Consider the following 21643-nt stretch of genomic DNA (forward strand, 5'->3'; position numbering starts at 1 on the left):
GAGGATACGATGAAGGATGAGAATGCCACCAGCGCGGCACCGAAGGGGGCGACGGACGACAGGATCACGACCCGCGCGGCAAAGGAGGACACGAGGGGTGATAACGATGCGCCGGACGACCAATGCTGGGGTTTTACGATGATCCTGGCCGTGCCGAACAAGGAGGGCACCGAGACCCTGTACTACGAGGTGCCATCGGACGTGTTGACGAAGAAGCGCCGCCGCAGGGCAGCAGATTCAGTGCAATCGTGGTGCAAGGATCTGGTGGATATGGGCGCGCAGATAGGACACGTGGCGGACGAGCCGGATCCCCAGCAGCTGGTGGACATGGACGCGCGGGCAGGACACGAGAAAGCACCGAAAGTACCGGTGAGCTCGGATTTCTGCGGCACCTACCTGGTCAACCTGACCAGCTTCAGGCGCCGGTAGCCGAGGGCGCCTGAGCCCACGCCGCTCGCTGCGAGATCCTGACGACATGACCCCGCCCTCCACGCACAAGACCTTTCTCCGAGGCACGCACCGCCTGGTCAGCCCGGCGGAGACCGTCGAGCGGGTGCTCCCGATGACGCGCGCCATGGGGATCACCCGGGTCGCCGACGTCACCGGGCTGGACGTCGTCGGGATCCCGGTGGTGATGGTGTGCCGACCCAACGCCCGATCCGTGTCGGTCTCGCAGGGAAAAGGGCTCGATATCGACGCCGCGCGCGCGTCCGGGCTGATGGAGGCCATCGAGCAGTGGCACGCCGAGCACATCCTGCAGCCGCTCCTCTTCTGCACCGCTGCGGAGCTCTCGGCGCGGCACCGCCTCGTCGACCTCGCCGGGCTGCCGCGGCTCTCGATCGGCTCCTTCCACCCTCATCACAAGATGCTCTGGATCGAGGGCGAAGACGTCATGAGCGGCGGTCCGCTGTGGGTGCCGCTCGAGGTGGTCCACTCCGACTACACCGTGCCGCTGCCGCCCGGCAGCGGGTGCTTCTTGACCACGTCGACGGGGCTCGCGTCGGGCAACCACCGGATCGAGGCCGTGCTCCACGGGCTCTACGAGGTCGTCGAGCGCGACGCCGTGGCGCTGTGGCGCGCGGCCGGGCCGGCGGGCCGCGCGCGGACGCGCCTGGATCTCGATACCGTGGATGATCCGACCTGCCGCGACGTGCTGGCCCGCTTCGATCGGGCCGAACTCGCGGTGGGCGTGTGGGACGCGAGCAGCGAGCTCGGGCTGCCGGTCTTCGTGGCGGAGATCGTCGACCGCGTGCCTCACCCGGGCCGCGTCCTTTACGTCAGCGGCGGTCAGGGGTGCCACCGCTCCCGCGCCGTCGCCCTGGCGCGCGCCCTGACCGAGGCCGCCCAGAGCCGTCTGACCGCCATCGCGGGGGCGCGCGACGACGTCGACCGGGCCTCGTACGAGCTGTTTCGGTCGCCGCCGCGGATCGCCGCGGCGCGCTCGGAGATCGAGCGGTTCGAGGGGCGGCGGCGCTCCTTCGGCGCCGCGAGCGACGGGTTCAGCGAGCGCTTCGACGAGGATCTCGCCGCCGTGCTCGCTGCGCTGCGCAGCGCAGGGCTCCGCCAGGTCGCGGTCGTGGATCTCACGCGGCCAGAGCTCGGGCTGCCCGTCGTCCGCGTCGTCGTGCCCGGGCTGGAAAGCATGTGGGATGCCCCTGGGTACACGCCTGGACCGCGCGCGCAGGCGGTGTCGTCGTGATCGTCCTGTTCACCGGGCCCAGCCTGCCGCCCGCGGAGGTGCCCGGGCTCCCGGAGCTGCGGGTCTTGCCGCCCGTGGCCCAGGGAGACGTCTACCGGGCCGCGCGCGAGCGACCGTGGGGGATTGGCATCGTGGACGGCTTCTTCGAGCGCGTCCCGGCGGTCTGGCACAAGGAGATCCTCTGGGCGATGTCCCAGGGCGTCCATGTGTTCGGGGCGTCGAGCATGGGCGCGCTCCGAGCCGCCGAGCTGGCCGACTTCGGCATGGTCGGCGTGGGCCGGATCTTCGAGCACTATCGTTCGGGCGCGCTCGACGCCGACGACGAAGTCGCGGTCGCGCACGCATCCGCCGAGCACGGCTATCGGTGCACGTCGGAGGCCCTCGTCAATATCCGTGCGACGCTCGGCGCCGCCGTCGAGGCGAACATCTGCGATCCGGCGCTCGCCGAGCGACTCGTCGCCATCTCCAGAACCCTGTTCTACCCCGATCGCACCTGGCCAGCGGTGCTCCAGGCGGCCCGAGCCGCAGAGGAGGCCCCGCACATGCTCGACGCGCTGAAGCGGTGGCTCCCCGCCGGGCGCGTGGACCAGAAGCGCCTCGACGCGCTCGCCATGATCGAGGCCATGCAGGCCGCGCGCGCCATGCATCGAGGGCCGCTGGAGCCCGGCTTCATCTTCCAGCGTACGGACGTCTGGGAGCGGGCCCTCGAGCGCATGCGCGCGACCCGGCTCGACCTTGACCCCAGCGCGGACGTCGAGGCCCTGCTCCACGAGCTGCGCCTGCTCGGGGACGAGCCGCTCTACACCCTCGCGATCCGGGGCGCGCTGCTGCGCGGCCTCGCCGAGGAGGCTGCGGAGCGCAACGGGGTGAAGGTCGGCCCTGGACACCTCGAACGCACGGCGATGGAGTTCCGGCGCGAGCGAGGGCTGTACACCGGGCCCTCGACCCGCGCGTGGCTCGGCGAGCAGGGGCTCGACGCCAGGTCCTTCGCCGACTTGATGGCACGAGAAGCGAAGCTCCGCTGGACGGCCGCCGTGTGCGAGCCGGAGGTCCGCCGTCACCTCGTCGACCAGCTACGCGCCATGGGCTGCTACGGGCGTCTGGAGAAGCAGGCTCGCGCCAAGCAGGCCGTGATGGCGGGTGAGGGGCTGGACGCTCTGGATCTGGCGGGCAGCGGCGTGAGCGACACGGACGCGTTGTGGCGGTGGTATTTCAACGAGCGGCTCGGCAAGCCGGTTCCCGAGGATCTGGAGACCTACGCCGCGCTCTTCGGCTTTGCGAGCGCAGGAGCGCTGCTCCGATCGGTGCTGATCGACCGCTGGTGCACGAGGCTCCGTCGAACACCTGACATCCGCTCTTCCGATGCCGATGCCGACAACGAGCCTTGAGGGATCGGTGCAGAGCCGGTCGAAACTGTGCTGCATTTAACGTATTTTCTTGACGGCTCACGCTGTCTCGCGTTGTCCTGTTGGCACGTTCGGATGCTTCCAGCGGACACGAACGCGAGCATGAAGCGCTGCTGAATTCACCTCTCACGAGGAGTGATCCATGGGCACCAATACGAAAGCATGGGGCGGCGGCGGGGGCAGCGCCGCTCCCTTTCCCCACCTGCGCGCCGCCTATCTGCGAGCCATCGCGCATGCCTGGCGCGATTCGGACTTTCTGAAGCTGTTGGTCAAGGAATCCAAGGAGAACCCTCAGGGCGTCCTTCCCCTCTTCGAGAAGGAATATAACATCAAGTTCCCCTACAACGTGAAATTCGCCATTGCCGACGTGCCTAACAGGCCGGAGTGGAGGCCGGTCGGAACGACCGGTTGGTTCGGCGTCGCTGATGAGTTCCATATCACCTTGCCGGGCCCGCCTCCGCCGGCCGAGCCCGGCGCCCCGTCCGGACCCGCGGACGCCATCGCGCTCTATTGCGAGTGGTTCCCATCCATGCTCGGCAAGGCGACGGATGGAGTAAGCGAGGCGCCCGATGATTTCGCCGAATTCGGAGTGATCACGGCCCGCATCCTCGCGCTGACGTGGTTCGATCAGGCCTTCGCAAGGAAGCTCTATGATGCGGAGGACGCTCGGCCCCTCGTGCAAGCGTCGATGGGCGTCGTTGTTCGCTGGAACTTCAGGTTGAAGTTCTGCTATCTCGATTGGGAGCAATTCTGGGCGCCTTCCCCTCTTCTGATGCCCCCTCGGACGACGATCACCGTCTACGTCCCCAAGCATCCGCCGGACGAGGCTGCCTGGCCGATCGCCCTCGCCGCGTACAACGACACGGGTCCCCAGTACCCGTTCACCTGCGCTTGACCCTGCGACGCCGTCTGGTCCGCGAGCGACGGAGGAGTCGCGCAATCCCATGCCGCCGGGCGAATTGCGGCGCGTCCTCTGCGCCGCATGGAACGCCGAACATCTACTCGTAGTAAAGAGGGTAGCGTGCGCAACGGGATTGCCATCATCGACATCGACCGCCACGTCATGGAGCCCATGGGGCTCTGGCCGGAGTACCTGCCGGCGAGGTACCGCGACGTCGCGCCGGACGTCCGCCCCCTCTCGAAGCAGGATGAGCCCCTCCGGGTTCGGCTGGACCGGCTGGGAGACCATGCCCTCTTGCCGACCCCGCCGGTGGTCACGGTCGCAGGAAAGCCCATCTGTCGCGGGATGACCGAGGTGGGCTACATCGAGGTCGGGATCCATGCGGAGGAGCACCGCCGCGAGCTGACCGCCGCGGAGACGGCGGCCGGCCAGCTCGCGACGATGGACGAGGCGGGGGTCGACGTCGCCGTGCTGCACCCGACCTACACGGGGTTCCTGGTGTTCGACGAGGAGATCGACGCGGACCGCTCCCGCGCCTACGCGGGAGCCTACAATCGCTGGCTCGCGGACCAGTGCCGGCGAGACCCGACCCGGCTCAAGGGGGCCGCGCTCATCTCGCGCCACGATCCCGCGCGGATGGTCGCGGATCTCGAGGCCGGCCTCGCGGACGGCCTCAGCGCCGCCGTGGTCCGGCCGAACCCGGTCCGCGGGAGGACCCTCGGCGCGCCGGAGCTGGAGCCCTTCTTCGCGGCCTGCGAGGCGAACGACATCCCGCTGCTGCTGCACGAGGGGACGCACACGCGCGTGCAGACGGCCGGCGCTTCGCGCTTCCGAACGCACTTCGCCCAGCATGCCTGCTCCCACCCGCTCGAGGCGATGATGGCGTTCCTCGCCCTGCTCGAAGGAGGCGTCCTCGAGCGCCATCCGGGCCTTCGCGTCGGCTTCCTCGAGTCGGGCTGCGGGTGGCTGCCCTATTGGCTCTGGCGCCTCGACGAGATCGAGTATGCGCAGCTGAGCAACGAGGTCAGAGGTCGCGTGAACCAGCGTCCCTCGAGCTACTTCCGCCGCCAGTGCTGGATCGCGTTCGAGCCGGGCGAGGCGATGCTCGCGCACTGCGTCGGCGTCATCGGCGAGGATCGCGTCGTCTTCGGCACGGACTTCCCCCACGTCGACCACGATCCCGCGATCGTCGCCAGGCTGTTCGACGGGGGCGGGCCGCTCGCCGAGGACGTGCTCCGGGCAGCCTTGTGGGACAACCCTGCGCGGCTCATGGGGCTGCCCGAAGCAGCGCGCCCGCGCGGCGCGTGAACGGGCGCGACACCGACCCGCGCACACTTCATTGCGAACAACGGTCAAGCAAAGAAGGGCTCATGAGCACGAACCGATTGATGGAGTTTCGCTCGACGTACCTGCGCGCCATCGCAGAGGCATGGGCCGATCCGGACGGTTTTGGCAAGGAGTTGACCGGGGGCGACCCCGCTTCCGCGCTCAAGGATCGATTTGGCTATATCTGGCCATGGCCAGGGACGTGCGAGCTTCAGATCGCACGAGCCGAAGAGGACTTCATGTGGATCCACGATGAGTGGGTCTGGCCCAGCGACCTGCTCGACGGCTTGACGCTGCGCCTGCCGCTCGCGCCCAAGCGTTCCGCAGCCCGTCCAGGGTCCGATGCTCTGCGGGAAGACCTCCGTCCGGAGGACTACGCGAGGGCGCTCGGGGATTATTACAAGCAGCGCCCGGCGCTGTTCAGCGATCAAGGGAGCCGGGAGCACGATCAGCACGGGGTTCATGCGCGCTCTCAGGACCGAGGGGGCGGGTTCAACGTCCGGGCGGACCACGGGGTGCAGCACGTCGGTCGCCGCGAACGAGGGCGGGAGCACGCGGGGTGCTGTCACGAGGGCGAAGAGGCGGGTCAAGAGCGCGTCGGCCTCCACAGCGGCCCTCCTGCGGGGGGCTTCGTTCCCGACGACAGCTTGTTCGCCGAGTTCAACGTCGTGCTGCTCGCGGCGATGGCCAAAGCCTGGAGCGACCAGGAATTTCGACGAGCGCTCACGACCGACCTTGCCTCGGCGCTGCGAACCATCCGAGGTTACAGGCTACCCTGGACGATGAGCCTGCGCGTCGAGGAGGACGGCGCAGCCCGGTGGCATCCGCCGGGGTCTCCGCTCGACAAGGACCATCTGTCGCACTGGGATTCGCTCCAGCCTCATACGCTCAAGCTCTATCTGCCCACGAAGCCGAGCAACGTGGACTCCGAGCCCATCGCGCTTGCCGTATACAACGCGAGGGGAGCAGCGTACCCGTTCACTTGCTGCTGCTGATCGGGGGACGAGACTAGGACCGACGATGGATCCTCTGGAGCTGAGCCAGGTGCTGGCGTTCAAGCCCACCCTGCGCGTCGAGCGCATGGATGCGGGCGTGGTCTTCCTGATCGGCGAGCGCGAGCGCTTCGTCGTCTCCGGCGCCTGCGCCGCCGAGGTGGCCGCGCTCGTCGACGGCCGGCGCACGGTCGACGAGATCCTGCGCGCCGCGCGCGATCGGTTCTCCGAGCCGGAGACCCTGTATGCCCTGAGCCGGCTCGCGGCGCGTGGCTACTTGGTCCCCGCAACGCCGGAGCTCCCCTCCGAGCACGCGGCGTTCTGGCGCGGGGTGGGCCTCGACGGCAAGGCGGCCGCCGAGGCCCTGAGCCGGACTCCGGTGTCGGTCCTGGCCGTCGGCGAAGCCGCTCCCGCCGGGTGGATGACCGAGGCGCTCGAACAGGCAGGCGTGCGGATCGACGGCGAGGCGGCGGTGCAGGTGGTCGTGGCTGACGACTACTTGCAGCCCGAGCTGGCCTCGATCAACCGCCGAGCGCTGCGTGAAGGAGCGCGCTGGTTCCTGATCAAGCCTGCCGGCGTCCAGCCGCTCATCGGGCCCGTCTTCGAGCCCGGCGCCGGCCCCTGCTGGGGCTGCCTGGCGTTCTGGATCCGCCAGAACCGCCCGGTCGAGGAGCTTGTTCGCCGCCGCCGGGGGCACGAGGGCCACGCCCCTCCCCCGAGGGCGGCCACCGAGGCGAGCGTACGGACCGCTTGCGGGCTCGGCGCCTCGGCCATCGCCCGCGCGCTCGCCGGGGAGGAGACAAGCTCTCCCCGGGCGCTCGGTTCCCGGGTGCTCGCCCTCGATCTGGCCACGTTCGAGATCACCGCGCACGCGGTCGTCCGGAGGCCGCAGTGCCCGGTGTGCGGCGATCCGGCGCGGATGGGGGCCGTCGGCGAGCGCCCGATCGAACTGCAGCCGGTGGAGAAGGCGCATTACGAGGACGGTGGATATCGCCGGCAGACCCCGCGGCGGACCTATGAGCGCTTCAAGCACCTCGTCAGCCCGATCACCGGAGCCGTGACGTACCTCGTGCCGATGCCGGGGCGGGACACCGAGCTCCGCGCCGTGTACGCGTCCGGCTACCTGGCCTGCCCTCGGGAGGACGTCCCGCGCACCAACGTCTTCGACAAGGCCTGCGCCGGCAAGGGGCGCAGCGCGGACCAGGCCAGGGTGAGCGCGCTCTGCGAGGCGCTCGAGCGATACAGCGGCGTCTACCAGGGGGACGAGGCGCGCGTCCGCGCGAGCGAGGCCGAGCTTGGCCCGGCGGCGCTCTCGCTCGGCGATCTGCTGAACTTCAGCGAGGCGCAGTACCGCGAGCGCGCTCACCTCAACGCGCGGGCAGCGGATCGTCGCCAGTGGATACCCGAGCCGCTCGATGCCGGCACCAGGATCGACTGGACCCCGGCCTGGTCGTTGAGCAAGCGCGAGCGGCGCTATGTCCCGCTGGCCTACTGCTACGCCGAGGCCCCGGCCGAGAGCGGTACCGCGTTCTGCGGCCCCTGCAGCAACGGCGTGGCGGCCGGCACTTGCCTCGAAGAGGCCGTGCTGCAGGGCCTGCTCGAGCTCGTGGAGCGCGATGCCGCCGCGGTCTGGTGGTACAACCGGGTCGCGCGCCCGGCCATCGCGCTCGCCAGCTTCGGGGACCCGTACTTCGAAGCCCTCCAGGCCGACTATGATCGCCTCGGCTGGGCCGTCTGGGTGCTCGATCTGACGCACGATCTCGGTATCCCCACCTGCGTTGCCCTCGCCCACGAGGCCCGGGAGGATCGATTCACCATCGGGTTCGGCTGCCACCTCGACCCGCGCCTCGCCGTGCAGCGATCGCTCACCGAGCTGAACCAGCTCTTCGATCCCGGCGGCGCGCGCCGGGCGCCGTGGGACCTCGAGCGGCTGCCTGACCGAGCGCATCTCTTCCCCCATCCGGATCTCCAATGGATCGCGGCCGGGAGCCTGCCCCGGATCTGCGGCCCCGATCTGCGCGCCGACATCCAGGAATGCATGAGGCGCCTCGACGAGGCGGGCCTCGAGCTCATCGCCGTGGACAAGACCCGCCCCGACATCGGCTTGCCCGTGGCCCAGGTGATCGTCCCAGGGCTGCGCCATTTCTGGCCCCGGTTCGGCCCGGGGAGGCTCTACCAGGTGCCCTGCGCGCTGGGTTGGCTCGCTCGCCCGCTCGCCGAGGGCGAGCTGAACCCGGTCCCTCTGTTCGTCTAGCCACGTTAGCCGCCGAGGTGAGTACGACCTCGAGCGGGCCCTGAAGCGCACCATCCACTGGGCTACCTCGAGGGCTCGTGGCGCTGCCACGATTGCGCCATCGCGCCGCCGGGGATCAGCCCTCGTCGGCAGGACGCGCGTCAGCTCGGGACGCGCGGTGTCCTGCCGCGACGCAAGGTGCGGCACCTGATCGAGCGCGTCGGCCTATACCGCCCAGATCGTCCAGCGGCACGTGCCTTGCAAAACGCAAATACAACACGGCGAGCGGGAGCCACATTGCAACGACGCGTGTCGTGGGTGTGGCTGCGCTGCATGGGGCACGCCGCGCACGACGCGTGGCGCAGCTCGGCCGCTGGCCGGGTCGTCCGGACGCCGCGATAAGAAATTCAAAAGACTTTGCGTGGATGATTCCCGCACAAGGTGCCCTTCCCTCGAGGGGCGACACACAAACCAGCCGCAACAAACGGCAACGAAACGAAGAGGTACATCATGCGTGAGATTACGTCCCGGGCCGCGACGTTCGGTCCCAACGTCTACCAGGTCAATTTCGGAGATCTCCTCACCATCAGCGGCTCGTACACGAATCAGCTCCCGATGGGCGCGTCCACGAACACGTATGCGTTCACGCTGACGGCGAAGAACACCACGACGGAGTTCAACATCACCTCCGCCACCATCACCTTTGCGCCGAGCGTCGACAAGGATCTCAGCGATGCTGGGTGGGCGCTCGGCCTCTCGAGCTCGGACTACGTTCCCAGCCTGAGCTCGAACAATCTCCCGCTCAGCATCGTCAGTAGCCCGCTGAGCCCGGGTAACTCGACGACGCTGTACGTCGTCTACTATGGCATCATCGCCGGAGGCAAGTACACGAACAACATTCAAGGGAACTGGACGATCACGCCTTCTCTCTCGATCACGCTCGCTCCAATCGACGGGGCCACCGCGCCCAACCCGTCGAACCTCGGCGGCCAGGTCAGGTAGCTCGCCCCTGGCGCTCTCGTACTTCAAGGGGATCCGCGCCCGGCGTCGGCGGCCCGCGAGGTTCGCCGGCCTGGGCGAGGAGCCGAGAACAGAGGCAGCGCAGGACGCTGTCGCGCACGAGCTGCCGTCTTTCGCCTTGGGGCCGTAGGGGGCTCCCAGCTACGGCGTACGCCGGAGCATGCGGAGCGCTGCGGTGAGCTCATCGGCGAACAGCGACGGCGCCGCGGGACGGTTTTCGCGCCACCATGCATCCACCGCGCGCGCCTGCTCGGCCGATCTCCCCAGGAATCGGACCTTCACCCGCGCGCCCGCAGCTCGGCGAGCAGCACGTCGGCCTCGACACCTGCCCCTGTTCGCATCTCGGCGAGCCCCTCTTCGAGGGCCGCGTGCAGCTCTGCGCGCTCCTCGTCGTCGAGCTCGTCGCCCGGATCGGCGATGACGAGATCGAGCACCATGCCCTCCGGCAGATCCGTGGGCTCGTCCACGACGATGCGGCCGTTCTGGACGCGGGCCTTGAGCGCTTGCACGTCGCGAAGCGTAGCGCCGTCATCACCTTGTTGCACCAAGGAGCAGCGGCAGCCCGCCGTCGTGGCCACGGTGCGCCGTGGAACAGCGGCATCCTCGACGTCACAGGAGCCCGGGCGTGGGACGCACATCTTCCCGGGTATCTCCGCGCGGCCAGCGTGCGGGTCGCCCTGAGCACCCCGACGTCCGGGCGAGCGGCCGGAGCGTCCTCCCGGTGCCCGATCGCACTACAGGCAGCGCAGCACGTTGTCGCGCACGAGCTGCCAGATCGGCTCGGGGATGTCGCCCAGCCAGCGCGCGTCCCGCTCGACAGGCGCCTCGGCGTCGTCGAGCGGGTCGTCGTGGCTGTAGACGAGCCGCCACAGCCGCTCGCTCACCGAGCCGTTGCGATCGATCACGAAGCGGTGGACGAGCTTCTTCGCGAGCTCCTCGCCCTCGACGTCGAGCAGCAGCACCGGCGGCGCCACCTTCACCTCGCGCAGCGGCTTGAGCCGGACATAAGCCCCCTTCACGAGATCGGCCTCGTCCGGCGGCTCGAACCCCGCCGCGCGGAAGTCGCACGGCGCCTTGGTGTTGCCGATGAGGTAATACGCCCCCTGGGTCTCGGCGAGGATCGCGCCGCCCAGCCTCCCTACGCGTGCCATCTAGACCTCCTCCGCAGTGCCGCTCTCGTCCGAGAGCACGAGCGAGCGCCCCGGCGTCTGGCCGGGGAGCGCGGCTCCATCCCATGTGTACTTGTTGGTATACCCGCGCGGGGTGACCATGTACCCCTCGAACATGAAGGTGTTGGTCGACCCGACGAGCACCGTCGTCAGCATCCCGATCTCGTACTCGAGGAAATGGTCGAGATCGGTGAGCACCGCGCTCTCCAGCTTGCGGTAGGCGCTCTTCACCAGCGCGACCGGCGTCGTGCCCGCGCGGTGCTGGCGGATGATCTCCTGCGCCCGCACGATCTGGCGCGTGCGCCGCCCGCTCGCGGGATTGTAAAGGCCGATGACGAAGTCGGCCCCGGCGGCGGCCTCGAGCCGCCGCTCGATCGCGGGCCACGGGGTCAGGAGGTCGGAGAGGGAGATGGCGCAGAAGTCGTGTCCGAGCGGCGCGCCGACGAGCGACGCGCACGCGTTGAGCGCCGTCATCCCGGGCACGATGCGGAGCTCCGGCGACTCGCCCCGCTTCCAGCCGATCTCCTCCAGCACCTGGAAGACGAGCCCGGCCATGCCGTACACGCCCGCGTCGCCCGACGAGATGATCGCGACCCGCGCCCCGTCCCGCGCCCGCTCCACCGCGGCGCGCGCCCGGCCGATCTCCTCGGTCATGCCGGTCTTGATGATCTCCTTGCCCTCGATCAGGTGCTTCACCAGCCGGATGTACGTCGTGTACCCGACGATGAGGTCCGAGGCCGCGATCGCCTCGAGGGCGGCGCGGGACGCGTGCTCCTCGGCGCCAGGGCCGATCCCGACGATCGACAGGACTCCCTTGCTGTCACCCATGGCTCTCCTCCACGTTGCGCTTCGAGAAGGGGACGCGCGCCACCGCGAGCGTCATGGACCGCCCCACGCCCTCCTCGGTGTACGCCCGCTTCGGCACGAGCAGCCTCGCGGCCCCCGCCGCCCGCAGCGCGGCCGGCTCGGCGACGCCCCGGGCGCCGACGTGCTTCTTCACAGTCTCCGACGGGTTCTCGATGCCCTCGGTCGCGTCGAGCTCCTCGGGCGTGAACGTGACGAGCGGCCACCCCCGCCGCGCCGACAGCGCGAGCAGCGCCTCCTCGTCGGCCTTCTTGTCGATCGTCGCCAGCGCCTTCACCGACTTCGCCGACAGCCCGTGCTCCTCGAGCAGCCGGTCGACGCCGCGCTCCACCATGTCGAGCGGCGCGCCGCGATCGCAGCCGACGCCAAGGACCAGGCTCTTCGGCCGGTAGACGACGGCGCGCTCGACGATCTCGGGGTGCGAGCGGGAGAGGTCGCGGTCGCTCGCGACGAGCAGGATCTCCCACGCGCCGGGGTCCACGCCGTCGAGCGACGTTGCGTAACGCACGCCCGGCGGCAGCGGCGTCGCCTCGGGCCAGAACGAGGGCTCGCCGGTCTCCTGGACGAACAGCACCGGCGCGGCGTTCACGACGGCGGCGCAGCCGCGCGTCACGTTGCGGTCGGGATCGTCGAGCGTCCACCCGAGGTCCCGGCCGAGGATGTCGACCGTCAGCGTCCCGAGCGCGTCGGACGCCGTGGTCACCACCGGCTGCGCGCCGAGCAGCCCTGCCACCTTCTCGGTGAACGCGTTGCCCCGCCCGACGTGCCCGGAGAGCACGCAGATCGAGAAGCGCGCCGTGTCGTCGACGCACACGACCGCGGGATCGACCTTCTTGTTCTTGAGCAGCGGCGCGATCATGCGCACGACCGCGCCGACGCTGATCACGAAGACGTGGCAGTCGTAGGCCGTGAACGCCTCGGTCAAGAGCGGCCCCATCGGCAGCGGGAGCGGCTTCGCCCCCGCCGGCGCGCCGTCGAACAGCTTCTGCGACACGTAGAGATCCGCGCCCGGAAGGCCCTCGATGAGCTTGCGCGCGATGGAGATCCCGTGCCGCGTGATGGCGTAGATGGCGTAGGGCTTGCGCTCGGCGGTCATGGGGCCTCCGGTTCGGTAACAGCCTTGTCGAAGCCGCCCGGCGGCGAGGCCGGGGCCTCCCCGACGAGCAGCCCGCTCCGCTCCCCGCGCGTGACAACGACCATGGCGAAGCAGTCGCCCCGCTCGCCCTGCGCGGCCCGGAGGTCCCGGACGATCCGCTGCTCGGGCATCGTCGCCTTGGACACGAACACGGCCCGATCGAGGAGGCCAGCGCGCGTGAGCGCCTCGGTCACCTTGGGCATCTCGGAGCCGATCTTCATCAGGACCACGGTGTCGAAGCGCCGGAGGACGTCGGTCAGGTCGTCGACGCCGTACGTGGCGGGCAGGATGGCGATCCGCTCCTGCCCGTCGGCGAGCGCGAGCCCGCTCACGGCAGGGACCGCCGTGACCGAGGTGACGCCGGGGACGACCTCGACCTCGAGCCCGGGGAAGCGGCGCAGCGCCTCGCGGCGCACATAGACAAAGGTGCTGAAGAGCGACGGATCGCCCTCGGTGGCGAACGCCACGGTGAGGCCGCGCGAGAGCCGGTCGCCGATCTGCTCGACGGCCGCGTCCACGTAGGGGCGGACGCGATCCGGGTCCTTGCTCATGGGGAAGGTGAGGAGCAGCCGCTCCTTGTCCCGCTGCTTGCCGACGACAGGCTCGAGGATCCGGTAGGCCATCGAGGCGCCGAAATCCGAGCTGCGGGGGAGCGCGAGCACGTCCGCCTCCTGCAGCACGCGCACCGCGCGCAGCGTGAGCAGGTCCGGCGCGCCGGGGCCGACGCCCACGCCGTAGAGCTTGCCGAGGCCGCTCATGACGCCTCCGAGGTGGACCGCCGCGCGCCGCCGGCCGCAGGCTGGGTCGGCGCTGCGCCCTCCACGGCCTCCTCGGCGTTCGCCGGCTTGGTCGCGGCGAAGATGTGGATCGGGTTCAGCGCCTCGTACCTCACGTAGCGCGCGAGCGGGACGCCGCGCGAGACCGAGAGCAGCGTGACCTCGGGGTCGAGCCCCCGCGCCCGGAGCGCGCGGTACGTCTCGGCGACGTTCTCCATCGTGATGGCGTTGACAACGAGCCGGCCGCCCGGCCGCAGCCGATCGAGCGCCACCGTGACGATCTCCTCCATGCTCCCCTTGCTCCCTCCGACGAACACCGCGTCCGGGTCCTCGAGCGCCGCGAGCGCCTCGGGCGCGCGGCCCGCGACGACGCGCACGTTGTCGACCCCGTGCGTGCGGACGTTGTCGCGGCAGATCTCCACGCCCTCCGGGTCGACCTCGATCGCATAGACCCGCCCGAGAGGGCAGAGCATCGCCGCCTCGATCGAGACCGACCCCGAGCCGGCGCCCACGTCCCAGACGACCGCGTCGGGGCGGATCGCCATCGAGGCGATCGAGAGCATGCGCACCTCGCGCTTCGTGATGAGGCCGTTCTTCGGCATGCGCTTCGCGAACGCGTCCTCGTGCAGGTAGGGGACGGCAGGCGGCGGGCGCCACGCGGGGTCGCTCCGCAGGAGCAGGAGCACGTTCAGCGGGCCGATGTCCTCGCAGGCGGCGAGCGCGGCGAGATCGAACGCGCGCACGCGCTCGCCGGCGCCCGCGAGGCTCTCGCAGACCCACGCCTTCCAGCCGGCGTCGCCGTGCTCGAGGAGCCGCGCCGCGAGGCGGGCCGGGCTGTTCTCCCCGTCGGTCAGCACCGCGACCTTCGTGAGGCGGCGGAGGCGCGTCGCGAACCCCTCGGGGGAGCGCCCGTGGACCGAGACGAACGCGGCGTCGTCCCAGGCGATGCCGGTGCGCGCGAACGCCCACTGGACCGAGCTCAGGCTCGGGATGATCTCGACGTGCTCGCCGCCGAGCTTCCGGACGACGAGCGCGCCGACGCCGAAGAACAGCGGGTCGCCCGAGGCGAGGATGCACACGTTCTGCTCGGCGGACAGGGCGTCCACGCGATCGAGCGCCGCCGACAGGCCGCCCTTGAGGGCGATCTTCTCGCCGCGGAACTGCGGGAAGAACTCGAGGTGCCGCTCGCCCCCCACGAGCACGTCGGCGCGGGCGACCGCGGACGCGGCGCGGCTCGACAGGCTGGCGCACCCGTCGTCGCCGATGCCGACGACGGTGACGGCGCGGCGCGCGCTCATCGCGCCACCTTGGCCGTTCCGGAGGAGCCCGTGGATGCTGTCGGCTCCGCCGAGTCCGCCGACAGGAGCAGCAGCGCGTGGACGATCGCGACGGCGATGGGGCTGCCGCCCTTGCGGCCGCGCGCCACGATGAAGGGGAGCCCGGACTCGAGGAGGGCCTCCTTGGACTCCGCCGCCGAAACGAAGCCGACCGGCACGCCGATCACGAGCGCCGGCCGCGCCCCCTCCTCCCGGGCGAGGCGAACGACCTCGAGCAGCGCCGTCGGCGCGTTGCCGATCGCGACGATCGCCCCGTCGAGGAGCCCGAGCCGGTGCGCCTTGCGCATCGACTCGATCGCGCGGGTGGACCCGGCCGCGGAGGCGGCCTGGATCACGTCGTCGTCCGAGATGAAGCAGTGGATCGCGCAGCCGTAGGACGCGAGCCGCTGCTCGTTCAGGCCGACGCCGATCATCTTCACGTCGACGAGCACAGGCGCGCCGCCCCGGAGCGCCGCGATGCCCCGCGCGATCGCCTCGGGGTGGAGCCGCATGAGCGACGAGAACTCGAAGTCCGCTGTCGCGTGGATCACGCGGCGGACGACCTGCCACTCGGCCTCCGGGAAGCCGTGCGCGCCGGCCTCCTCGTCGATGATCGCGAAGCTCTTGTCCTCGATGCGCCGCCCGAGCGCGGTCATCTGCCGCATGTCGTTCACCGCGCGCGCTCCGTCATCGCTCATGGCACCGCTCATGGCTCCTCCGCCTTCTCCGCTCTGTCCGCACCGATGGGACCGGCGTCGCCGGCCGGATATCGGCCGAGCAGCGCCCCGTTGAAATCGACGAGGCAGGCGTGCACCTCGAGGGCGCCGCCCGCGTGACGCGAGGTGTGCTCGACGACGCGCCGGCAGATCCCCCCCGGCACGCCGGTGAGCCCCTCGCGCTGGCACAGCTCGAGCACGTGCCGCGCGGTGTTCGCCTGCCGGATCTCGGCGGCGATCTCCGGCCGCGCGCCGAGCTCCTCGGCGATCTGCGCGAGCAGCTCCATGCTCACCTCCGAGCCGGCGGCGTGCGTCATCATCTTGCCGTCGGCCATCTTCGAGAGCTTGCCGATCATGCCGACGATGATCGCCCGGGCGATCCGCCGCCGCGCTGCGTGGCGGACCCCGGTGCCGATGAAGTCGCCCACCTGGATGAACGCCTCCTCCGGGAGCTCCGGGTAGAGCTTCATCGCGTACGCCTCGGATTTGCCGCCGGTCGTCAGCGCGAGCGCCGCGATGCCGCGCTCGGCGGCGACGTCGATCGCCTGCACGACGCTCGCGCGGAAGGCGGCGGTCGAGTACGGCTTCACGATCCCGCTCGTCCCGAGGATGGAGATGCCGCCGATGAGACCGAGCCGCGCGTTGATGGTCTGCTTCGCCATCTCCTCGCCCTGGGGGACGCTGAGGGTGACGGTGGCCCCGGCGAAGCCCGATCCCTCGAGCTCCTCGAGGACCATCTCGGTGATGTTCCGGCGGGGCACGGGGTTCACGGCCGGCGCGCCGACGGGCAGCCCGAGCCCCGGCTTGGTGACGACGGCGACCCCGGCGCCGCCGCGGATCTCGACGCCCGGCTCGCTGCGGAGCTCGACCTCGGCGACGAGCTCGGCGCCGTGGGTGCAGTCGGGATCGTCGCCGGCGTCCTTGATGATGCTGCACGTGGCGCGCGGCCCGTCGCGATCGCAGCGCTTCAGCGGGAAGGTGACCTTCTGCCCGTTCGGCAGGGTGGTCTCGATGGCGTCGACCGCCGCGCCGCGCGCGAGCACGCGCGCCGCCGCCTTGGCCGCGGCGGCCGCGCACGCGCCCGTCGTGAACCCCTCGCGCTGCCCTTTCGGGTCTCTTGGCCGGAGCTCTGCCATCGCAGGTGCCGGAACGACTACAACGATTTTCGCGCGGCGTTGTGGGAGAAGCTTTCGAGGCGCGCGCCGCCCTCGGGCGGCGTGACGATTTCCAGCCCTCCTGGTCGGTCGGGGCGAAACTCCAGGAGAGACCCTCAGCCCACGAACGCCCGCGCGCTCTCGAAGAGGCGCAGCCAGGGGCCGCGCTCCGACCACCCGGGGGGAGCCCAGCTGTGCTGCACGGCGCGGAAGACGCGCTCGGGGTGCGGCATGAGGATCGTCACACGGCCGTCGTCGGTGGTGAGGCCGGTGATGCCGTCGGGCGAGCCGTTGGGGTTGGCGGGGTAGCGCGTGGCGACCTGACCGCGGCCGTCCACCCAGCGGGCCGCCACGCGCGCCGCGCGGCGATCGGCGTCGCTGGCGAAGTGGGCATAACCCTCGCCGTGGGCAACGGCCACGGGCAGGCGCGCGCCCACCAGGCCGCGCAGCAGCACCGAGGGGCTCTCCAGGATCTCGACCTGGGCGAGACGGGCCTCGAACTGTTCGGAACGGTTCTTGACGAAGCGCGGCCAGCGCTGGGCGCCGGGGATGATGTCCTTGAGGCCGGCCATCATCTGGCAGCCGTTGCAGATGCCGAGGGCGAAGGTGTTCGGTCGCCTGAAGAAGGCCGACAGCGCCTCGCGCGTCTCGCTATGAAAGAGCGCCGAGCGGGCCCAACCCATGCCGGCGCCGAGCACGTCGCCGTAGGAAAAACCGCCGCAGGCGGCCAGGCCGCGGAAGCCCTCGAGCGACACGGCGCCGCTCATCAGATCGCTCATGTGCACGTCGTGGGCGGCGAAGCCGGCGCGGTGGAAGGCGGCGGCCATCTCGATCTGACCGTTGACGCCCTGCTCGCGCAAAATGGCCACCTTGGGCCGTTCGCTGGCGGCTTCGATCAGCGGGCGAGCCAGCGATCGTTCGACGTCGAAGGGCAGATGCGGCGAGATGCCCGGATCCCCGGCGTCGAGCAGCGCGTCGAACTCCTCGCGGGCCTTCTCGGGGTTGTCGCGCAGCGCTCGCATGCGGTAGCTGGTCTCGGACCAGGCGCGGCGCAAGTCCACGCGCGGCTCGTCGAGCACGGCCTGGCCGCCCGCGGTCACCACCAGCCGATCGTCGCTGCGGAGCTTGCCGACGACGTGCGCCGCTCCCTCGAGACCGGCGCGGGCGAAGGCCGAGATGACCTCGGGCGCGTCCTGGGCACGCACCTGCAGGAGCGCGCCCAGCTCTTCCGAGAACAAGGCTGCAGCCTGAGCGGCCGGAAGCGAGATGTTCTCCGCCAGCGCATCGAGCGACAGCTCCGCGCCGACGCGGCCGGCGAAGCTCATCTCGGCCCAGGTGACGAACAGGCCGCCGTCCGAACGATCGTGGTAGGCGAGCACCAGCCCCCGCTGCCGCAGGCTCTGCACGGTCTCGAAGAAGGCGCGCAGATCGGCCGGCGAGTCGACGTCCGGCACGCTGTCGCCCACCTGCTCGCTGACGGTGGCGAACGCCGAGAGGCCCAGGCGATTCTTGCCGCGTCCCAGGTCGACGGCCACGAGCACGGTGTCCCCGACGTCGGTGCGGAGCTGGGGCGTGAGCGCGCCGCGCACGTCCGGCACACGGGCGAAGGCCGAGACGATGAGCGAGATGGGAGAGACGACGCTCTTCTCGCCGCCGTCCCAGACCGTGCGCATCGACATGCTGTCCTTGCCGACGGGGATGGCGAGGCCGAGCGCCGGGCACAGCTCGAGGCCCACCGCCTTCACGGCTTCATAGAGCCTGGCGTCCTCACCGGGGGCGCCGGCCGCTGCCATCCAGTTCGCCGACAATTTCACGCGCTCGAGGCTCTCGATCGGAGCCGACGCCAGGTTGGTCAGCGCCTCGCCCACGGCCATGCGCGCCGAGGCCGCGGCGTCGAGCACGGCGAGCGGGGCGCGCTCGCCCATGGCCATGGCCTCGCCGCCGTAACCCGTGTAGTCGGTCAGCGTCACCGCCGCGTCGGCCACGGCCACCTGCCAGGGCCCCACCATCTGATCGCGGTGCACGAGGCCGGTGATGGTGCGGTCGCCGATGGTGATGAGGAAGGACTTGTCGGCGACCGTGGGCAGCCGCAGCAGGCGATAGGCCGCCTCGCGCAGCGGCAGCTTGGCCGCGTCGAGCGCCTGTCTGGGCGAGGGCAGGCGGCGGACGTCGCGCGTCATCTTGGGCGCCTTGCCGAGCAAGACCGAGAGCGGCATGTCGATCGGCTGGTCGTGGAGCTCGGCGTCGTCGAGCACCAGATCGTTCTGCGCCGTCGAGTGACCGACCACCGCGTAGGGGCAGCGCTCGCGCCGGCAGATCTCCTCGAAGATCGCAAGGCGCGAGCCGTCCAGCGCCAGCACGTAGCGCTCCTGCGCCTCGTTGCACCAGATCTCGAGCGGCGACATGCCGGGCTCGACCGAGGGCACTCGGCGCAGCTCGAAGCGCCCTCCCACGCCCGCGTCGTGCACCAGCTCGGGCAAGGCGTTCGACAGGCCGCCCGCGCCCACGTCGTGGATGCTGAGGATGGGCGAACCGGCGCCCAGGGCGTTGCAGCGATCGATGACCTCCTGGCAGCGCCGCTGCATCTCCGGGTTGTCCCGCTGCACCGAGGCGAAATCCAGATCGGCGGACGACGAGCCCGAGGCCATCGACGACGCCGCGCCGCCGCCCAGGCCGATCAACATGGCCGGCCCGCCGAGCACGACGATGGGCGCCCCGGCCGGGAAGGTCTTCTTCAGCGCCAGCTCGGGCCGCACATTGCCGAGCCCGCCCGCCAGCATGATGGGCTTGTGATAGCCGCGCACGCTGGAGGCCGAGCTGCCGTCGCCCGGCACCTTCTGCTCGAAGGTCCGGAAGTAGCCGGCCAGGGCAGGACGCCCGAACTCGTTGTTGAAGGCGGCGCCGCCGAGCGGCCCGTCGATCATGATGTCGAGCGCCGAGACGATGCGATCGGGCTTGCCGATCGGCTCGGCTTCCCACGGCTGCTCGAAGCCGGGAATGCGCAGGTTCGACACCGAAAAACCGGTGAGCCCGGCCTTGGGCTTCGCGCCTCGCCCCGTGGCGCCCTCGTCGCGGATCTCGCCGCCGCTGCCCGTCGAGGCGCCGGGATGCGGCGAGATGGCCGTGGGATGGTTGTGGGTCTCCACCTTCATCAGCACGTGCGCCGGCTCACGCCGCGTCTCGTACAGCGCGCCGGCCCCCGGCTGTGGAAAGAAGCGCTCGGCGTCGAGCCCCTCCATGACCGCCGCGTTGTCGCTGTACGCCGACAGGACATGGTGCGGCGTCACCGCGAAGGTGTTCTGGATCATCTTGAACAGCGAGAGCCCCTGCGCCTCGCCGTCGATCACCCAGTCGGCCTTGAAGATCTTGTGCCGGCAGTGCTCGCTGTTGGCCTGCGCGAACATCATCAGCTCGACGTCGCTCGGATCCCGCCTCAGCTCCGTGAACGCGGCCAGCAGGTAGTCGATCTCGTCCTCGGCCAGGGCCAGGCCGAGCTCCTTGTTGGCGCGCGTCAGCGAGAGCCGCCCCTCGCGCGACAGCGGCACGCGGGCGAGGGGCCGCGGCTTTTCCTCGCGAAAGAGCGCCTGCCCGGCCGCCAGATCGAAGGCCACCGACTCGGTCATCCGATCGTGCAGCGCCCCCGCCGCGCGCGTCAGCTCCTCGCCGGTCAGCGGCCGCGACGCCCGCACGTGGTAGGCGATGCCCCGCTCGATCCGCTGCACCGCCGCGAGCCCCGCCACCCAGGCGATGTCGGTCGCCTTCGAGCTCCAGGGCGAGAGCGTGCCGAAGCGCGGCACCACCAGCACCAGCTGACCTTCGTCCTCGCCCGTCCCGCCCCCGCCGTGCGCCAGCGCGTCGTCGTCCAGGAGGCGCGACAGCACGTGCTCGCCGCGCTCGTCGAGCGAGGCCCGCGAGTGCACGAAGTAGATCCAGCGGCTCCCCAGCCCGACCACCTCGGGCACCCGCTGCTTCAGCTCGGTCAGGCGCTTGTCGGTACGAAATGGAGAGAGAGCGCGCGCGCCGCGGACGTGTCGGAAGGCAGCCATGGCGGGCATTTGGTCCATGGGGGCGGCCGATTCAACCGAAACGGGCAGCCACGGGGCCGGGGCCCGGTGTCCCCGCCACCCCTCGCAAGATCCCGAACGATTACAGAGACTTCTTCGCGGGGTTGTTGAAGAAGCTCTCCAGGAGCACGCTCCCCTCCGGCGCGCCGAGCGAGACCAGGCGGTCGCGGAGCGGGTAGAGGATCGCGCCGTCGCCGGCGCAGAGCACGGCGTCGTGGGGCCCCGCCGCGAGCTCCCGCTCCACGAGGGCGCACGCGCGCGCCGGCCGCTCGGGGTGGCCGATCGGGGGGAGATCGCGGGCGACCGCGAGGCGGACGGCGGCGGGGAGGCGCTCGCGGACGAACGGCTCGGAGGCGAAGGTCTCGCCCGGCTCGACGAGCCAGAGCAGGTCGAGCTGCGCCGCGCCGGCGGCGGCCGCGCTCCGGGCGATCCCGAGGGCGGCGGTGATGCCGGTGTCGGTGGCGATCACGAGCGCGCGGCCGGAGAAGCCCGGTGCGAGCCGCAGCTTGCCCCAGGGGCCGCTGAACTCGAGCTCGGCGCCGACGGCGATGTCGTTGAGCACGTTCGAGCCCGGCCCGGCCCCGACGCGCTTCACCGCGATCTCGACCGTGCGCTGCTCGGCGTCGCTGGAGAGCAGCGAGTAGGCGCGCTTCGCGAGCTTGCCGCCGGGCAGGGTGACGCCGGTGTTGATGATCACGTACTGCCCGCCGGCGAAGCCGATCTCCGCGCCGTCGACGCGCTCGAGCCGGAGCAGCCGGGCGGCGTCGCCGAGCGGTGTTGCGTGGGCGATCCTGATCTTCGGGTTGCCTTGTGTTGCCATGACGTCACTCCTGCGTTCGCGCGGTCGCAATCACGCGCCACATGGTCTTTCC

16 protein-coding genes and 1 pseudogene are annotated in these 21643 nt (G+C 70.8%); 8 read left to right on the forward strand and 9 right to left on the reverse strand.

The genetic code is table 11. The features are described from left to right. Window positions 1–9: 9 nt before the first annotated feature. The 8 genes from WMF45_RS01290 to WMF45_RS01325 all read left to right on the forward strand — a co-directional run bounded on the left by WMF45_RS01290 (window position 10) and on the right by WMF45_RS01325 (window position 9559). On the forward strand, window positions 10–429 hold the full coding sequence (locus WMF45_RS01290; protein WP_437715161.1) for a hypothetical protein: 420 nt from the start codon (window positions 10–12) through the stop codon (window positions 427–429). A gap of 46 nt (window positions 430–475) precedes the next feature. Beyond that, window positions 476–1699 carry a YcaO-like family protein gene (locus WMF45_RS01295; RefSeq protein WP_437715162.1) on the forward strand — a complete coding sequence of 408 codons (1224 nt, stop codon included), beginning with the start codon at window positions 476–478 and terminating at the stop codon, window positions 1697–1699. Next, window positions 1696–3087, forward strand: a complete 1392-nt coding sequence (locus tag WMF45_RS01300; protein WP_437715163.1) for a TfuA-like protein — start codon at window positions 1696–1698, stop codon at window positions 3085–3087. The genes WMF45_RS01295 and WMF45_RS01300 overlap by 4 nt, the downstream gene beginning before the upstream one ends. 160 nt (window positions 3088–3247) lie before the next feature. Beyond that, window positions 3248–4000 (forward strand): BMA_0021/BMA_0022 family TOMM bacteriocin, encoded by a 753-nt coding sequence (locus tag WMF45_RS01305; protein WP_437715164.1) that lies wholly within the window; start codon window positions 3248–3250, stop codon window positions 3998–4000. A gap of 126 nt (window positions 4001–4126) precedes the next feature. After that, the gene (locus WMF45_RS01310; RefSeq protein ID WP_437715165.1) at window positions 4127–5314 is read left to right on the forward strand and encodes an amidohydrolase family protein; all 1188 of its coding nucleotides are present in this window, start codon (window positions 4127–4129) and stop codon (window positions 5312–5314) included. 62 nt (window positions 5315–5376) lie between these two features. Continuing rightward, window positions 5377–6327, forward strand: a complete 951-nt coding sequence (locus tag WMF45_RS01315) for a BMA_0021/BMA_0022 family TOMM bacteriocin (protein ID WP_437715166.1) — start codon at window positions 5377–5379, stop codon at window positions 6325–6327. A 25-nt stretch (window positions 6328–6352) separates the two neighbouring features. Further along, entirely contained in the window at window positions 6353–8578 is a 2226-nt protein-coding gene (locus WMF45_RS01320; protein ID WP_437715167.1) for a TOMM precursor leader peptide-binding protein, read from the forward strand. Window positions 8579–9067: 489 nt separating this feature from the next. Further along, window positions 9068–9559, forward strand: a complete 492-nt coding sequence (locus WMF45_RS01325) for a hypothetical protein (protein ID WP_437715168.1) — start codon at window positions 9068–9070, stop codon at window positions 9557–9559. 296 nt (window positions 9560–9855) lie between these two features. Here WMF45_RS01325 and WMF45_RS01330 read toward each other — a convergent pair whose 3' ends face one another. From WMF45_RS01330 to WMF45_RS01370, 9 genes and pseudogenes are all read right to left on the reverse strand, one after another. Next, window positions 9856–10086 (reverse strand): hypothetical protein, encoded by a 231-nt coding sequence (locus WMF45_RS01330; protein WP_437715169.1) that lies wholly within the window; start codon window positions 10084–10086, stop codon window positions 9856–9858. A 225-nt stretch (window positions 10087–10311) separates the two neighbouring features. After that, a pseudogene (cobJ, locus tag WMF45_RS01335) lies at window positions 10312–11574 on the reverse strand (precorrin-3B C(17)-methyltransferase). Further along, window positions 11567–12706: a cobalt-precorrin 5A hydrolase gene (locus WMF45_RS01340; protein ID WP_437715170.1), complete on the reverse strand. Its 1140-nt coding sequence runs from the start codon at window positions 12704–12706 to the stop codon at window positions 11567–11569. Before WMF45_RS01340 ends, cobJ begins: the two are co-directional and overlap by 8 nt. After that, complete coding sequence (gene cobI / locus WMF45_RS01345; protein WP_437715171.1) at window positions 12703–13503, reverse strand: precorrin-2 C(20)-methyltransferase; 801 nt, start codon at window positions 13501–13503, stop codon at window positions 12703–12705. Before cobI ends, WMF45_RS01340 begins: the two co-directional genes overlap by 4 nt. Further along, window positions 13500–14819, reverse strand: a complete 1320-nt coding sequence (cbiE, locus tag WMF45_RS01350) for a precorrin-6y C5,15-methyltransferase (decarboxylating) subunit CbiE (protein WP_437715172.1) — start codon at window positions 14817–14819, stop codon at window positions 13500–13502. Before cbiE ends, cobI begins: the two co-directional genes overlap by 4 nt. Continuing rightward, window positions 14816–15547, reverse strand: a complete 732-nt coding sequence (locus WMF45_RS01355) for a precorrin-8X methylmutase (protein ID WP_437715173.1) — start codon at window positions 15545–15547, stop codon at window positions 14816–14818. The genes cbiE and WMF45_RS01355 overlap by 4 nt, the downstream gene beginning before the upstream one ends. Then, window positions 15544–16689, reverse strand: a complete 1146-nt coding sequence (locus tag WMF45_RS01360; RefSeq protein WP_437715174.1) for a cobalt-precorrin-5B (C(1))-methyltransferase — start codon at window positions 16687–16689, stop codon at window positions 15544–15546. Before WMF45_RS01360 ends, WMF45_RS01355 begins: the two co-directional genes overlap by 4 nt. Window positions 16690–16823: 134 nt before the next feature. Further along, window positions 16824–20753: a phosphoribosylformylglycinamidine synthase gene (purL, locus tag WMF45_RS01365; protein ID WP_437715175.1), complete on the reverse strand. Its 3930-nt coding sequence runs from the start codon at window positions 20751–20753 to the stop codon at window positions 16824–16826. Window positions 20754–20853: 100 nt separating this feature from the next. Continuing rightward, window positions 20854–21591, reverse strand: coding sequence for an FAD-dependent oxidoreductase (locus tag WMF45_RS01370; RefSeq protein ID WP_437715176.1), 738 nt, complete (start codon window positions 21589–21591; stop codon window positions 20854–20856). Between the last annotated feature and the right edge of the window lie 52 nt (window positions 21592–21643).

It is taken from the genome of Sorangium sp. So ce448, assembly GCF_051520915.1.
GTDB classification, from domain to species: Bacteria; Myxococcota_A; Polyangia; order Polyangiales; family Polyangiaceae; genus Sorangium; species Sorangium cellulosum_B.

Coding starts and splice junctions, on each gene's coding strand:
- WMF45_RS01290 (WP_437715161.1), top strand. CDS start 10: ATGAAGGATGAGAATGCCACCAGCGCGGCACCGAAGGGGGCGACGGAC.
- WMF45_RS01295 (WP_437715162.1), top strand. CDS start 476: ATGACCCCGCCCTCCACGCACAAGACCTTTCTCCGAGGCACGCACCGC.
- WMF45_RS01305 (WP_437715164.1), top strand. CDS start 3,248: ATGGGCACCAATACGAAAGCATGGGGCGGCGGCGGGGGCAGCGCCGCT.
- WMF45_RS01315 (WP_437715166.1), top strand. CDS start 5,377: ATGAGCACGAACCGATTGATGGAGTTTCGCTCGACGTACCTGCGCGCC.
- WMF45_RS01320 (WP_437715167.1), top strand. CDS start 6,353: ATGGATCCTCTGGAGCTGAGCCAGGTGCTGGCGTTCAAGCCCACCCTG.
- WMF45_RS01325 (WP_437715168.1), top strand. CDS start 9,068: ATGCGTGAGATTACGTCCCGGGCCGCGACGTTCGGTCCCAACGTCTAC.
- WMF45_RS01340 (WP_437715170.1), bottom strand. CDS start 12,706: ATGACCGCCGAGCGCAAGCCCTACGCCATCTACGCCATCACGCGGCAC.
- cobI (WP_437715171.1), bottom strand. CDS start 13,503: ATGAGCGGCCTCGGCAAGCTCTACGGCGTGGGCGTCGGCCCCGGCGCG.
- cbiE (WP_437715172.1), bottom strand. CDS start 14,819: ATGAGCGCGCGCCGCGCCGTCACCGTCGTCGGCATCGGCGACGACGGG.
- WMF45_RS01355 (WP_437715173.1), bottom strand. CDS start 15,547: ATGAGCGGTGCCATGAGCGATGACGGAGCGCGCGCGGTGAACGACATG.
- WMF45_RS01360 (WP_437715174.1), bottom strand. CDS start 16,689: ATGGCAGAGCTCCGGCCAAGAGACCCGAAAGGGCAGCGCGAGGGGTTC.
- purL (WP_437715175.1), bottom strand. CDS start 20,753: ATGGCTGCCTTCCGACACGTCCGCGGCGCGCGCGCTCTCTCTCCATTT.
- WMF45_RS01370 (WP_437715176.1), bottom strand. CDS start 21,591: ATGGCAACACAAGGCAACCCGAAGATCAGGATCGCCCACGCAACACCG.